The organism is Asticcacaulis sp. MM231, from assembly GCF_964186625.1.
Taxonomy (GTDB): Bacteria; Pseudomonadota; Alphaproteobacteria; order Caulobacterales; family Caulobacteraceae; genus Asticcacaulis.
In genome coordinates, this window is the sequence record NZ_OZ075108.1 from 1,672,886 (window position 1) to 1,685,780 (window position 12,895).

The window sequence follows — 12,895 nt, forward strand, 5'->3', positions numbered from 1 at the left end:
AGTAAACGCCCGCACCTTAATTTGGAATCATAGATGCAAAAACGCCTAGGCAACAAGGTGACTCCGCGCGAGATTCGCAATTTGGCAAATCTTGGGCACTCCGCCTCGACGAGTTGCGTATTAAACCTGGCTCAGGTCTATAAGGCTCATTCCGCAGAGTTCGGCTACATGACCAAGCCCTTTTTCAGAGACCCCCTTCTCAACAAGTGCATTATTCTGAAGCACACGCTACGACCAGGCGAAGTTGAAATTTTTTTGAACAAAAAGCGAACGGCGACGAAAATCATCATGCCTTTCGATCCGCTGGATCTGCGGATTGGCGGCCAATCAATCTTTATCGACCAACCTGGTTTCGACCGGTTCATCGCTCAGCTTTTTGAGCAGACGCAGGCTCAAGATCACGCCGATGTTCAGGTTTTGCGCGCCCTTGACGCGATTCCATCGCTTGACCCGTTTCTCGTTCGTGAACACCTTGGCCGTATGGGCGTCAGACCCGCAACTTGCTATCTCAAAATATCGGCCTCAGATCTTCAGCAGATGATCGGCTTTGCCAACGGAGAAATAGAGAAACTCGTTGTTACGGCCTTTGGCGGTGCCTCCGCCACCGGAACACTGAAATTGGCGGGAAAAATCCTGTCGAATGAGATTGATGCCGAACTGGCGCCGCTTCGTGACACTCTGAAAATGTCGCCGGAGGATTTTTCCAATGGTATTTTTTCGTGGCGCGGATTCTTATATTTTAAATGGCGGCACGATGAACTCCAAGAACAGTTGCATGAGGTGCTCAAAGGGCTTGCCAGCTATAAGCCCCTCAGCACTCTCAATCCGGAGGTGAAGCGATACCTTGAAGCTGTCAGGCCGCGCTTAATGAGACACATCGTTAGTGCAATTGCCAGCCTAGGCGACATACTGGTTATATATGATGAGGCCTATGCCGCTTTGGTGCATGGCAAGGACCCCACTCCATTTCGGCAATTTCTGCTTAACGGACCTAAACTGTTCTTCCAACTAGGAGAAACAACGGGAGTCTTAAGTCACATAGCCTCATTCTGGAGGTACCGTATGGGGACAAAGCGCGGCGTACCAAAATTGCCGGCGGAGGATTACGCTGACATCCTAATGGACTTCGAAGAAGGTCTAATGTGCACCTATATTGACGGCTAACCGATGCCTATTTAGCTGGTGTTGCGCAAGGCGGCGACCTCGGCCTCAAGCTCGGAAATACGCCTACGCATCGGTGCTGTCGCCGCCTCAACTTCTGAGGCTGTGAACCGGGGCGTGATGTGCTGCGGACAATTCCAGTCAAACGCTTCAAGTTTCAGGACAATGCCGCGCTCGGCCAATCCGCGATAACCCGGCGTTGCCAGCTTGGCTGCCAGTTCAGGGTCCGCAGTAAGATCGTGAACTGAAGCATGGGCTAGCACTTTAAGGCGCGACTGATGTGTATAATCCATGAGGAACAGCGAAACGCGGTCATCAGCGCTCACATTCCCAAGGCTGATATATTGACGGTTGCCGCCGAAATCGGCGAATCCCATGTGGGTTTCATCGAGTATCTTCAGAAACCCCACTGGGCCGCCACGATGCTGGACATACGGCCATCCGTTTTCTGATACGCTCGCCATGTAAAAGCTGTCGCGTGCCGCAATGAACCCAGCTTCAGCCTCCGTAAAGCGTCCTGATGGTCGCTCGATGCCTCGTTCCCAAATTGAAGCAGCTCTGTTGGTGGTTTGAGCTGCATGGACGGAAGGGGTGATTATTCCTCGGCGATGACGCTGAACGTGCTGCCTGCGGCCAAAACAGCGGCGGCTGCGACCTTCTTTCTTTCGACGCTCGGGTCGGCGCCAGCGTCCATGGTCCGACGCGCATCTTCCCGCCGTTCGCGCGCCTCCTTTAAAGTGGTCTCTGGATAGGTCCCGATCGAAAGTTGAAGCTCCTTACCGCCAAATCGGTATTTCAGGCGCCAGAGCTTGGCACCTGTCGGGCGGACGATGAGGAACAGTCCGCCGCCATCAAACAATTTATATTGTTTCGTCTGAGGCTTAGCGTTGCGAATAGCCGTGTCCGAGAGGGCCATGGGGGTCACTTTTTGGCGTTGAGTCCCACTTTCAAATCTGACCCCCAAAGTGACCCCCAATTTGCTGGGATACGACGGGACACGCAGAACCGCCGCGGGACAGTTAAGCCGTTAAGATACCAGATTTTAAGGGATTTTTCAACGCCATGGGACGTGGATACATGCCAAGCTGGCTCCCCGAACAGGACTCGAACCTGTGACAAGTCGATTAACAGTCGACTGCTCTACCAACTGAGCTATCGGGGAACGATTAGCTTGGCAAGGCGCGCCCTATAGCAAGGGTTTGAACCCCATGGCAAGCCCTATCGCCAAGTTTTGCACAACTATCCCAAATAAATGCGTTTACCTGGGCCCGGGGCGAAAAAAAGCCCGAAAATACGCTTTCGGGCTTTAAAGTTTTGTGATGGTGGGTGTCTTAAGTAACGCTAAGACAACGCTGTTATGTAGGCGGTTAGGTTAATGGCGGGTTAATTCTCTCGTTTGGCGAAATATTTTTACATGCCTTTTAAATAGCTTGGGCGGCATGTGTTCACCACAATTTAACGATGCCTGGAAGAAGTTCCTATTGTGTAACAAGTTAGGAATCAGCCGTGCGTCTTCCTCCGATCAAGATCCGTATCCGTGGCCTTCTGGCGCTCTTCTTTGTCGGGCTTGGCTTGGCGACCTTTGTTGTGTTGCAGCACACGAACGCTGTCAGTGGTCTGTTGGTTCAGGCGCAAAGCCAGGGCGCAGGGAATTATATCGAACAGATTCGAAAACTTGAGGCAGGACTTGCTTCTCTGGCCATCATGACAGCGATCATTGTCGGGCTGGCTGGCCTGGGGGCAGCTATCTATTTTGATCGGGAAGTGTTTTCGGTTATCGACCGCCTGAGCCACTATACGGTGCGCTTAGCGGATCGTAAGTTTGATTTGCCAGCCGAAGGCGCGCATCGCTCCGACGAAATCGGCCGTCTGGCCAGTGCCCTTGATGTGCTGCGCGCCAACGGTCAGAAATTGATTGGCCTTGAAGAAGACGCCTCACATCACGCTGAACATATCGCCCGCGAACGCGAACTTGCCTTGCAGGAACTCGGTGTAAAGCTGGAAGCGCAGGTATCAACGCTTCTGGAAGGGCTGACAAATTCGTCCAAGGCGATGATCGTCTCGTCGGATCAGATGAGCCAGTCGGCCTTCGCGGCGTCTGAAAGCGCCGGCAAAGTGGCTTCGGTCGCGGTCTCTACGTCTGAGAGCGCGCAAAAAGTAGCGGCCACGGTGATGGAGCTGTCGCAAACCGCCAACGAAATCGCCGGGTCAACGCAGATTTCGACCGAGGTTTCGGCACGCGCTTCGGCCGAAGCCGAATCGACCTCCACCATGATGACCCGACTCAGCCGCAGCGCCGATGAAATCAGCGCGGTGGTGGACATGATCACCTCGATTGCCCAGCAAACCAACCTCCTAGCGCTCAACGCCACCATTGAGGCGGCGCGGGCAGGGGAGCATGGCGCAGGCTTTGCCGTGGTAGCCTCCGAGGTTAAAACCCTGTCGCAGCAAACAGAAAAGGCCACGCGCGAAATCACCGCCAAGGTTCAGCAGATCCAAAGCGACGCTGGCGAAGCGACCCTAGCTATTGCAGCTATCGTGGGAACTATCAGCGAATTGCGTTCCGGCGCTGATGATATCGCCCGCTCCGTGGCGGCCCAGCAGATGGCCACCAGTCAGATCGCTGAGACCGTCGAATCTCTGGCGGAGGGTTCGGCCAGCGTCGGCAATGACATCGACGCCGTGCGCGATGTTGCCAATGAAACCGGACAGGTCGCCAGTGTGGTGTTTGAAGAGGCCAAATCTGTGAGTGAGGCGTCTGACAGGCTGAAGATGGAAATCGCCAAATTCCTGAACAGCATGCGGGCGGCATGATAGCCGGCTGAATATATTGGGGAAACGCTTGGAGGCCTGACCCGGAGTCGAACCGGGCTTCACGGATTTGCAATCCGGTGCGTAACCGCTCCGCCATCAGGCCTCATCAGAGCGAAGCGGTGAGCTATCAGATCGCATCACCGCCTGCAATCATTTGTCGGCGAATTTAGCTAATAATTTTGTATAAGCCCACAGGATTGTGGGTTTTTTGCCGAAAAACAAACGTAAATGCCGATTGAAGCCGCGCAGGCTTCCGCTTATAAGCGGTGCAACCGTTTCTAAGTTCGAGTTTGCCAAAGGGGTTATATCCATGGATCTTTACGCCGCCCGCCAGAATATGGTCGAATCCCAGGTTCGCGTGAATGATGTCACCGATATGCCTCTGCAACTGGCCATGCGTCACATCCAGCGCGAACGCTTGTGTGCGCCGTCGCAAGCCTTTGGCGCTTATGGCGAGGTCGAAAGCCCCATCGCACCGGGACGCGTGCTGATGAAGCCACGCGATATCTCGAAGCTCTTGCAAATAGCCGAGCCCAAGGCCGGCGAGCGCGCACTGGCGATCGCTGCCCCTTATGCCGCTGCCGTTCTGAGCCATGCCGGTCTCAAGGTGACAGCGCAGGAATCGGATCCGCGCGTCCTGTCGGTCACCGAGCCTTATCTCAAGGAACTCGGTGTCACGATTGAAACGAACGATCTGAAAGTGCCTGCGGGTACGGACTATGACATAATCATCATTGAGGGCGCCGTGGCCGAAGTGCCGGCGGCCTGGCTTGAGGCTTTGAAAGTCGGAGGGCGCCTAGCCGTGGTGGTGCGCGATGGTGCTGTCGGCCACGCCCGGCTTTATATCCGACTTCAATCGGGTGTCTCAGAGCGCGATGTCTTTGACTCAACACCATCCACGCTGCCTGGTTTTGAGCGGGCTCCGTCCTTCCAGTTCTGATGAAGTGGCCAGTCTTAGCACTGGCCATTTTTGCAGGCGCTGCTGCTGACATAAATCGTCCGGCTAACGGATAGAGTGATGCAAAAAAGTCGCCCGCTGACGAAGAGTGTCAGATGTGACTAGAAAATGCCAAACGTGAAAAATCCTTAACTCGCCAAGATCGTAAAGTTCTGGCAGTAGGGAATAAGTGGTAATTTATCGCATCGCCCCCGAACGATGCCGCAGGTACATGCGGTTACGGGGTAACAGGCCGTGTTTGTGGTCTGCCTTAAACTTTATGGGGACGTCTTTAACATGATGAAATTCAAGCTTGCCAGGTATGCCGCCGTGTCGGTTCTGGCCCTTACCGTGAACGCATTCGGAAGCATCGGTGCGCAGGCGGAAAGCCTGAATGACGCCATCGCCATGGCCTATGCGCAAAACCCAACCTTGCAGCGCAGCCGCGCTACCCAGCGCGCCACCGACAAATCCTACGTCCAGACCCGTTCGCAGCTAGGGCCGAATTTGAGCGCCAGCGCTACAAGTACCTATAACGACCTGCCAACGGCTGGCAACCGTGCTTCGACCAGCGCCGGTATCACCGCCAATCAGACGCTTTTTGCTTCGGGTGGGATTGCTTCATCGCTGGATGCGTCACGCGCAAATGTCAAGGCCGGTCAGGAAGGTCTGCGTTCTACCGAGTTGGCTGTCCTGCTTGACGTCATCAGCGTCTATACCGCCGTGCGCCGCGACCAGCGCGCCCTGCAGATTTCGCAGGATAATTATGACATTCTCAAGCAGCAGCTCGACCAGACCCAGGCTCAGTTCGACGCCGGCCAACTGACGCGCACCGATGTGGCGCAGTCGCAGGCCCGTTTGTCGGCTTCGGCGGCGTCGCTGGCTTCGGCCCAGGCCCAACTTGATTCAGACCGCGCGTCTTATGTGGCCGTTGTGGGGCAGGCGCCGGTGGCGCTCGATCCTGAGCCGCCCCTCCCGGGACTGCCCTCAGATTTCAATGCTGCGCTTGATGCGGCCCAAAAGAACAATCCCGACCTGCAATCGGCGCTCTATGGCGCTGATGCGCTTAAGGCTCAGGTGAGGGCGCAGCGTTCGGTCTTTGGCCCGACGGTCTCGCTTTCCGCCACAACGGGCGGCAATGTGCCCGGTTTTGAAGTCGGCGATATCGCCGACAATGACGCCACATCGGCCAGCCTGCGTTTGTCGATACCCTTGTTCAGTGCCGGGTTGAATGGTTCCCGCGTCCGTCAGGCGACCGAAAACTACAATGCCCAGGTCGCTGTGGTCGAATCGACCCGCCGTCAGGTGGTGTCGTCGGTCTCGCAAGCCTGGTCGCAGATGCTGGCGGCGCGTTCGGCGGTGCTTTCCAATCAGGAGCAGGTCAAGGCCGCGACCGTGGCTGCCGAAGGGGTCAAGGTCGAGCAACAGGTCGGTTTGCGCACCAATATCGAAGTGCTGAACGCGCAGCAGGAATTGAAGTCAGCGCAATTGTCGCTGGTGGAGGCCGAGCGCAGTCAATATGTCGCCGCCAGCCAGCTTTTGTCGGTGATGGGCGGGATGACCGCGAAGGCCTTCGTGCCGGATATTGATGTCTATGATCCGCAGAAGCACTTTGACGATGTGAAAAAGAAGGGGCGGACGCCTCTGGAGCCGGTTGTTCAGGCGCTCGATGGCCTGGCGGCTGGAGGCAAGTAATCCTTATTGCGACCTTATAATCCTGTGGCGAAGTCGGGCGCAGTTAACCGCCTTGCTTAACCACAGGAAATTCGTCGTTTCGACGAAATTTCGCTTGAGCGACCTGCCTAAAGAGTTGCAAAAAGCGCCAAATACGTGTCACCTGTACACGGTTTCAGTTCCCGAATCCGATTCGCAGCAGTTAAAAAATCATGGCAGAACAATCCGCACACGAACCGACCATGGAGGAAATCCTCGCCTCTATCCGTCGCATCATCTCTGAAGATGACGCTCCGGAAGACGCGAAGGCCGAGCCTGAGGTCGAAGTCGAGGAAGAGCCCGAAGCCGTTGCTCCAGAACCGGAGCCGGAAATTGAGGACGAGCCGGAAGACGATGATGTGCTTGAACTGACGGAAACCTACGAAGCACCGGCCGCCGTATCTATCGGTGACATCGACGCTTTTGATGCGCCGCCGCCTGCGCCTGTCGCTGCTGCACCGGCCCCCAAGCCGGCCCCGCGCCCTGCGGCGCCTTCGGCCGCCGGTGGTCTGGTCAGCGAGCGCACCGAATCGATCGCCGCCTCGTCGTTTGGTGCTCTGACCAGCAATCTGCTGGTGCCGCACAGCGACCGCACGCTTGAAGACGTTGTCAAGGAACTGCTGCGTCCGCAACTGCAGGCCTGGCTTGATGAAAACCTGCCTGGCATCGTCGAAGAGCAGGTTCGCCTCGAAGTCGAACGTATTGCGCGTCAATCACGCCGTTAAGATCTGACAGCCGAGAAGACTTGGCATGGAGCTAAGACTTGGCACGACGCTAAAACATAGATTTTATAAAGATCACCTGATAAGAGGGCGGCATCACTCCGGTGAGCCGCCCTTTTTCCTTAAAAGTCGCCCTGTCGCTTTTCCGCCCAGGCTATTCCCCTTACGAGACCATGTTAGAAAAAAACTTCGATCCCGCCGCCGTTGAGCCCCGCCTGTACAAAAAGTGGGAAGACTCCGGCGCCTTTGCGCCTTCCGATGCGGGTGAGGCCTTTTCCATCGTCATCCCGCCGCCCAACGTCACCGGTAGCCTGCATATCGGCCACGCGCTGAACAACACCTTGCAGGACGTCCTGACGCGCTTTGAGCGTATGCGCGGCAAGGCGGCTTTGTGGTTGCCGGGCACCGACCATGCCGGCATCGCCACGCAGATGGTGGTGGAGCGTCAGTTAGCCGCCGCCGGCAACGAAGGCCGCCGCGAACTGGGCCGTGACAAGTTCGTCGCCAAGGTGTGGGAATGGAAGAAGGCATCGGGCGGCACCATCGTGCAGCAGTTGCGCCGCCTTGGGGCTTCTTGCGACTGGTCGCGCGAACGCTTTACGCTCGATGACGGCCTGTCGGCGGCCGTGCGCAAGGTCTTCGTTCAGCTTCACAAGGAAGGCCTGATGTACCGCGACAAGCGGCTCGTCAACTGGGACCCGCAGTTCCAGACGGCGATTTCCGATCTCGAAGTCGAGCAGAAAGAGGTCGACGGCCATTACTGGCACTTCGCCTATCCGCTGGCAGATGGGGTCACCTATCCGTTCCCGATTAAGGACGAAGAGGGCAACGACACGACGGAGATGCGCGACTATATCGTGGTCGCTACCACCCGCCCGGAAACCATGCTGGGCGATAGCGGCGTGGCCGTGCATCCGGACGATGAGCGCTACAAGGACCTGATTGGCAAGTTTGTTATCCTGCCGATCACCGGCCGCCGCATCCCGATCGTAGCGGATGAGTATGCTGATCCGGCCAAGGGCTCCGGCGCGGTCAAGATCACCCCGGCGCATGACTTCAACGACTTCATGGTCGGCAAGCGTCACGATCTGGAGCAGATCAATATTCTCGATACCCAGGCCAACCTGCTGGCCTTCGATCCGGTGCCGGAAGCCTATCGTGGCATGGAACGCTTCGCCGCGCGCAAGGCGATCATCGCCCGCGCCGAGGAAGAGGGCTGGCTGAAGCAGATCGAGAAGACCAAGCATATGGTGCCGCATGGCGATCGTTCCGGCGTGGTCATTGAGCCGTTCCTGACCGATCAATGGTACGTTAATGCCGGCGAACTGGCTAAGGAAGCGATTGCCGCTGTCGAGGACGGTCGCACGGTCTTCGAGCCTAAGAACTGGGAAAAGACCTACTTTGAGTGGATGCGCAATATCGAGCCGTGGTGCGTGTCGCGCCAGCTCTGGTGGGGCCACCGCATCCCGGCCTGGTATGCCGAGGACGGCTATATCTTCGTCGCCGAGACCGAAGCCGATGCCCACAAGCAGGCTGAAGCCCATTATGGCAATAAGGTCGCGCTCAAGCAGGACGAGGACGTGCTCGACACCTGGTTCTCGTCGGCACTGTGGCCGTTCTCGACCATGGGATGGCCGGAAAATACCGAGGATCTGGCGCGTTTCTACCCGACCCATACCCTGATCACCGGTTTTGACATCATCTTCTTCTGGGTCGCCCGGATGATGATGATGGGCCTGCACTTCACCGGCATGGCGCCTTTCAAGCGCGTCTTCATCAATGCCCTTGTTCGTGACGACAAGGGCCAGAAGATGTCGAAGTCTAAGGGCAATGTCATGGACCCGCTGGTGCTGATCGATGAGTTCGGTGCCGATGCTCTGCGCTTCACCATGACCGCAATGTCGGGGCAGGGGCGTGATATCAAGCTCGCCAAGCCGCGCATTGAGGGGTATCGCAACTTCTCGACCAAGCTGTGGAATGCCACGCGGTTCACGCAGATGAATGAATGCGCCCGCGTCGACGGTTTCGATCCGGCCACGGCCAAACTGACGCTTAGCCGCTGGATCCGTGGCGAGGTGCAGAAGACGGTTGCTGCCGTCACCGAAGCGCTGGAGGTATGCGCCTTCGATGATGCCGCCAATGCGCTCTACAAGTTCATCTGGAACGTCTTCTGCGACTGGTATCTCGAACTGGCCAAGCCCATCCTCAATGGCGATGATCAGGCCGCCAAGGCTGAAATCCGCGCCATGACGGCTTGGGTGCTCGATCAAGCCATGATCCTGCTCCATCCCGTCATGCCCTTCATCACCGAAGAACTCTGGGACAAGACCGGTCACAAGGACATGCTGATCACCCATAGCTGGCCGAAATCGGATGCCGGCGCCATTGATGCCGAGGCCGATGAAGAGATCAACTGGCTGATCGACCTGATCTCAGAGATCCGCTCGATCCGTTCGGAAATGAACGTGCCGGGTTCGGCGCGCGCACCTCTGACCTTAAGTGGTGCCTCAGATGTTACACGCAAGCGTCTGGATACACACGAAGATCTGATCCTGTTCCTGGGTCGTTTGTCAGGCGTTGATGTCAGCGAAATGGCCGCCGCGGGCTCCGTGCCCTTCGTGGCCGGTGAAGCGACGGCGCATCTGGCCATTGCCGAATTCATTGATCTTAAGGCCGAAGAGGCGCGCCTGACCAAGGGCATCGCCGACTTCGACAAGACGATCGACGGCGTGCGCCGTAAACTCGACAATCCCGAGTTTGTCCGCAAGGCGCCGGAAGAGGTGATCACCGAAAACCGTGAGCGCCTCGAAGACGCTGAAAATGGCAAGGTCAAGCTATCGACCGCGCTGGAGCGTCTGCGCGCCGCACAGTAACCCTCCGAGGTTTGCTGTTTGCAAACCTCGGCAAGGCCGCAAGGCCGCCCGAGCTTATGCGAGGCGGGGCTATTGAGCGAGGCGGGGCTATTGAGCTATGTTGATGCCTTTCGCAGCGCCCTGAGCCATATGCCGGGACGCTGCGACCACGCTTGCAGCGTTTCCCGGCGCGCATGCAGTGTTAGCCCGACTACGGTCAGGTATATGACGCACGATATCAGGAAGGTGCCGGGGAAATAGCGCAGGATATTGATGCCGATAATGCTGATCCAGAAATTGGCGCCCATGGTGATCACGTAGAGCCAGCTTAGCCAGACAAAGGCTTTGCGGTTGAGCGGCTCGGCCATCATGACCACCATCGCCATGGCCGGATAGAGCAGGTAAAGATCGAAGTTGTATTCGAACAGGCGCGGATTTATGAGTTGCGCCACGCCCAGTCCAAAGAAGCAGCGCTCCTCGACCGTCAGAGGGCCCCATTCGACCAGCGCCAGTCCGCCGCTTATGATGATGGCGGCGAAGACCATATAGGCCAGGAAAACGGGCAGGGTGTTAGGCTCAAGGCCGATATAGGTCAGCAGGGCGAAGAAGCCACGACCCGGCTGGCGGTTGAGCACGATATCGACGACATAGGCATGCCATTCGGCGGACAAAGGCCCAGCGGTCAGGAAGATAGTCGCCACGCCGGCAAGGCCCAGGGCAAGCGCGATACCAAACGTCACGAGGCGATGCGTGAACGGCCTTTTCTCATAGAGCAAAACCACCAGCACCGTCAGGAAGGCTGGTTTGATCAGGCCTGCCGTGATCACCATGGCGATAAACAGCCAGCGCCATTTGCGGATGACCAGCACGCTGGCGACGATCAGGGCGTGGATCACCCCGCCGATATTGCCGGTCGTCAGCGGATTGCCGCGAATGGCGCTTAAGGCCATTAGGCGCATGTGCAGGGGCAGGTCCGGGAAAGGCTTGATCATCGTGTACCACAGCAGGAAAACCAGCAGCGGCAGGAGAATTGCGCCATAGGTCCAGTGCAGGCCCCATGGTCCGAGAAGCTGTTCGAGGGGCGCTATCGCCTTGCCGATCTGCGGCGCATAGACATAGCTGGCGGCTTTCAGCCCCGAACAGTTGGCCGGATCGACATAGGGGGATTGCCCCTGGCCAAGCCTTTGGGCACCGCAGATGAGCGCGTCGAAATCGCCCAGCCACCAGCCCGGCTTGGAAAAGCGCCGGGTCAGGGCGCCGATCATCGGCTCCAACGCGAACAGCAGGAAGATACCGAACATCCACTTGTTGCGGGTGCGGTCTCTTAAGAAGGTCAGCGCATCCATGGGGCGTCCTGAAAGTGGCGAAGGCGGCGGAGCATAGGCAGTAGCTGCGCACCGTCAAGAGCTTAGCGAACCTGCTTCTTGTATTTAGGGCTTTAACCGGATATGCAGCGTCCTTTGATTTTGTCTTCGGCTGGGAGCTTTTTTTGTCCGGAATCGATCCTGTATCTGCGTCTGCATCCGTTTCCGGGGGCGCGCCTGATCTTAGCCTGATTATCTGCACCCTAAACGAAGGTGTTGCGATCCGTTCTGTCGTCGAAGAGGTTTCGGCGGCGCTCGGCTCGATCCGCCACGAGATTATCGTGGTTGATGACAATTCGTCGGACAACACTGCCGCAGAAGTGCTCTCGCTGGCGCAGTCTCACCCCCATGTCCGCCTGCATGTCCGTGTGAATGAGCGCGGGCTGTCGTCGGCCGCCATCAAGGGCTGGGATATCGCCCACGGCAAATATCTCGGCGTGATGGATGGTGATGGTCAGCATGACCCGGTGGCCATTCGTGCCCTGGCCGATATGATCATGGCCGGCGACAAGGATCTGGTCTGTGTTTCGCGCTACATCGGCCAGACCGATACGGGCCTGAGTGGCCTGCGCGATATCGGCTCCAAGGTAGCTACAGCCGCGACCGGCATGGTGCTGAAGGTGCCGCTGTCCGATCCGATGAGCGGCTGTTTTATGATGACGCGCGACTATTATATGTCGGCGCGCCCCAAGCTGACAGGCATCGGCTTCAAGATCCTGCTCGATGTGGCGGCGTCTTCCCCGATCAAGCCACGCTTTGGCGAGGTCAAGGCGGCACTGCGCCAGCGTCAGGGCGGCGAATCGAAGCTCGATATCCGCGTGGTGCTCGATCTGGGCGCCTTGTTGATCGAAAAGGCTACTGGCGGCGTTCTGAACGCGCGCTTCGTGTTGTTCGCTGGCGTCGGTGTGACCGGCGTCTTCGTCTATGCAGCGGTGCTGTTTCTCTGCCACCACCTTTTCCATACCGGTGAGTTGGTGCCTATGTACCGCTTCCAGAAGCGTCTTGACGACGTGCTGAGCTTTAGCCTGGCCATCTGGGTGTCGATGACATGGAACTTTTTTGTCAACAATGCCATCACCTTCCGTGACAAGCGCCTGAAGGGCATCGCCATGTTCTATGGCCTGCTCGGTTTCTATTTTGCCTGTTCAATAGGGGCAATCCTGAGCCTCTTCATGGCGGTTTACATGAAGGAGCATCTGCATATCCATTACATGGTCGCCGGCATCGTCGCGGCCCTGCTGAGCAGCGTGTGGAATTACTTTGCCTCTAAATGGTTTGCCTGGCGCACCCCAAAAGGCTCGAAATAAAGAAACGCCCGAGGCGGGGGAAACC

The 12,895-nt window shown here is 57.4% G+C and carries 10 protein-coding genes and 2 tRNA genes; 7 read left to right on the forward strand and 5 right to left on the reverse strand.

Features of this window, described 5'->3' with window-relative positions; translation table 11 throughout:
* Nucleotides 1–33: 33 nt before the first annotated feature.
* A complete protein-coding gene (locus tag ABQ278_RS08220) occupies nucleotides 34–1,164 on the forward strand; it encodes a hypothetical protein (RefSeq protein ID WP_349322052.1) in 1,131 nt (376 codons plus the stop codon).
* An 11-nt stretch (nucleotides 1,165–1,175) separates the two neighbouring features.
* Here the strand turns inward: ABQ278_RS08220 and ABQ278_RS08225 are convergent, their stop codons facing one another.
* From ABQ278_RS08225 to ABQ278_RS08235, 3 genes are all read right to left on the reverse strand, one after another.
* Nucleotides 1,176–1,625 carry a pyridoxamine 5'-phosphate oxidase family protein gene (locus ABQ278_RS08225; protein ID WP_349322053.1) on the reverse strand — a complete coding sequence of 150 codons (450 nt, stop codon included), beginning with the start codon at nucleotides 1,623–1,625 and terminating at the stop codon, nucleotides 1,176–1,178.
* A gap of 131 nt (nucleotides 1,626–1,756) precedes the next feature.
* Complete coding sequence (locus ABQ278_RS08230; protein WP_349322054.1) at nucleotides 1,757–2,077, reverse strand: Arm DNA-binding domain-containing protein; 321 nt, start codon at nucleotides 2,075–2,077, stop codon at nucleotides 1,757–1,759.
* A gap of 170 nt (nucleotides 2,078–2,247) precedes the next feature.
* Nucleotides 2,248–2,323 (reverse strand) — tRNA-Asn (locus ABQ278_RS08235).
* A 344-nt stretch (nucleotides 2,324–2,667) separates the two neighbouring features.
* On the opposite strand from ABQ278_RS08235, the gene ABQ278_RS08240 reads away from it, so the two are divergent.
* Nucleotides 2,668–3,975, forward strand: a complete 1,308-nt coding sequence (locus ABQ278_RS08240; RefSeq protein WP_349322055.1) for a methyl-accepting chemotaxis protein — start codon at nucleotides 2,668–2,670, stop codon at nucleotides 3,973–3,975.
* Between the two features lie 29 nt (nucleotides 3,976–4,004).
* Here the strand turns inward: ABQ278_RS08240 and ABQ278_RS08245 are convergent.
* Nucleotides 4,005–4,078, reverse strand: a tRNA-Cys gene (locus tag ABQ278_RS08245).
* A 207-nt stretch (nucleotides 4,079–4,285) separates the two neighbouring features.
* On the opposite strand from ABQ278_RS08245, the gene ABQ278_RS08250 reads away from it, so the two are divergent.
* From ABQ278_RS08250 to ABQ278_RS08265, 4 genes are all read left to right on the forward strand, one after another.
* A complete protein-coding gene (locus ABQ278_RS08250; RefSeq protein ID WP_349322056.1) occupies nucleotides 4,286–4,915 on the forward strand; it encodes a protein-L-isoaspartate O-methyltransferase in 630 nt (209 codons plus the stop codon).
* 294 nt (nucleotides 4,916–5,209) lie between these two features.
* Nucleotides 5,210–6,607 carry a TolC family outer membrane protein gene (locus ABQ278_RS08255; RefSeq protein WP_349322057.1) on the forward strand — a complete coding sequence of 466 codons (1,398 nt, stop codon included), beginning with the start codon at nucleotides 5,210–5,212 and terminating at the stop codon, nucleotides 6,605–6,607.
* A gap of 191 nt (nucleotides 6,608–6,798) precedes the next feature.
* Nucleotides 6,799–7,350 (forward strand): DUF2497 domain-containing protein, encoded by a 552-nt coding sequence (locus ABQ278_RS08260; RefSeq protein ID WP_349322058.1) that lies wholly within the window; start codon nucleotides 6,799–6,801, stop codon nucleotides 7,348–7,350.
* 170 nt (nucleotides 7,351–7,520) lie between these two features.
* Nucleotides 7,521–10,220, forward strand: coding sequence for a valine--tRNA ligase (locus ABQ278_RS08265; RefSeq protein ID WP_349322059.1), 2,700 nt, complete (start codon nucleotides 7,521–7,523; stop codon nucleotides 10,218–10,220).
* 95 nt (nucleotides 10,221–10,315) lie between these two features.
* Here the strand turns inward: ABQ278_RS08265 and ABQ278_RS08270 are convergent, their stop codons facing one another.
* On the reverse strand, nucleotides 10,316–11,545 hold the full coding sequence (locus tag ABQ278_RS08270; protein WP_349322060.1) for a hypothetical protein: 1,230 nt from the start codon (nucleotides 11,543–11,545) through the stop codon (nucleotides 10,316–10,318).
* A gap of 143 nt (nucleotides 11,546–11,688) precedes the next feature.
* Here ABQ278_RS08270 and ABQ278_RS08275 point away from each other — a divergent pair, with 143 nt between their 5' ends.
* Nucleotides 11,689–12,870 carry a glycosyltransferase gene (locus ABQ278_RS08275; RefSeq protein ID WP_349322061.1) on the forward strand — a complete coding sequence of 394 codons (1,182 nt, stop codon included), beginning with the start codon at nucleotides 11,689–11,691 and terminating at the stop codon, nucleotides 12,868–12,870.
* Nucleotides 12,871–12,895 lie beyond the last annotated feature (25 nt).

Excerpts from the sequence above, each read along its gene's own strand:
- ABQ278_RS08255 (WP_349322057.1), top strand. The coding sequence starts at position 5,210 with ATGATGAAATTCAAGCTTGCCAGGTATGCCGCCGTGTCGGTTCTGGCC.
- ABQ278_RS08260 (WP_349322058.1), top strand. The coding sequence starts at position 6,799 with ATGGCAGAACAATCCGCACACGAACCGACCATGGAGGAAATCCTCGCC.
- ABQ278_RS08220 (WP_349322052.1), top strand. The coding sequence starts at position 34 with ATGCAAAAACGCCTAGGCAACAAGGTGACTCCGCGCGAGATTCGCAAT.
- ABQ278_RS08250 (WP_349322056.1), top strand. The coding sequence starts at position 4,286 with ATGGATCTTTACGCCGCCCGCCAGAATATGGTCGAATCCCAGGTTCGC.
- ABQ278_RS08225 (WP_349322053.1), bottom strand. The coding sequence starts at position 1,625 with ATGGCGAGCGTATCAGAAAACGGATGGCCGTATGTCCAGCATCGTGGC.
- ABQ278_RS08230 (WP_349322054.1), bottom strand. The coding sequence starts at position 2,077 with ATGGCCCTCTCGGACACGGCTATTCGCAACGCTAAGCCTCAGACGAAA.
- ABQ278_RS08265 (WP_349322059.1), top strand. The coding sequence starts at position 7,521 with ATGTTAGAAAAAAACTTCGATCCCGCCGCCGTTGAGCCCCGCCTGTAC.
- ABQ278_RS08270 (WP_349322060.1), bottom strand. The coding sequence starts at position 11,545 with ATGGATGCGCTGACCTTCTTAAGAGACCGCACCCGCAACAAGTGGATG.